The sequence below is a fragment of the Paraburkholderia atlantica genome (assembly GCF_009362785.1).
Lineage (GTDB): Bacteria > Pseudomonadota > Gammaproteobacteria > Burkholderiales > Burkholderiaceae > Paraburkholderia > Paraburkholderia atlantica.
This window is the reverse complement of sequence record NZ_WHNQ01000234.1, coordinates 1-639: the sequence shown is the minus strand read 5'-3', so window position 1 is coordinate 639 and position 639 is coordinate 1. Positions and strand designations below refer to the sequence as shown.

At 57.1% G+C, this 639-nt stretch carries 1 protein-coding gene; it reads right to left on the bottom strand.

Annotation, left to right across the window (positions count from 1 at the left end; genetic code table 11):
• Positions 1 to 582, bottom strand: a 582-nt coding sequence (locus tag GCT19_RS42455; protein WP_152855131.1) for an IS6 family transposase, incomplete at its 3' end; no start/stop codon positions are given.
• Positions 583 to 639: the final 57 nt, after the last annotated feature.

Below are 639 nucleotides of genomic sequence, written 5' to 3'. Positions count from 1 at the left end.
CATCGGCCGGCTCCGGCGTTTGATAGCCCGATGGTCCTGTTCGACAATGTTGTTCAGGTACTTGATCTGACGGACCTTGATCGGCGTCTCGCGATCGGCATTCACCGCATCCAGTGCGGCCAGATTGGAGCCGCTTTTGTCGATGGTCACGGTCTCTGGCGTACCATTATGGGCGATCGCCTTTTCAAAGAACCGCCGGGCGGCGACCTTGTCCCGCCTGGCCCTGAGCAGGAATTCGACCGTGTCGCCCGCCTTGTCCACTGCCCGGTAAAGATATTTCCACTCGCCTTTGATCTTGATATAGCTCTCGTCCATTCGCCAGCTTTTCCCAACCGGACGCTTGTGCTTGCGAAAGCGCCTTTCGAAGAGCGGCAGCAGCTTGATGACCCAGCGGTGCACCGTCGAATGATCCACCGCGATACCACGCTCGTCCATCATTTCCGCAAGGTTGCGCAAACTCAGCGAATAGGCCACGTACCATCGCACGCACAGCAAAATCACTTCAAGCGGGTAGTGAAGGCGCTTCAGGACCTTGGCCAGGCCCGGCGCGAGTGTGGTTCGCGGTGTCTTCGTCTTCTTCATCGCACAGCTCAAAAATTCGCTACCCAATTTTAACGTGGGCCTTACTGCAACAGAACC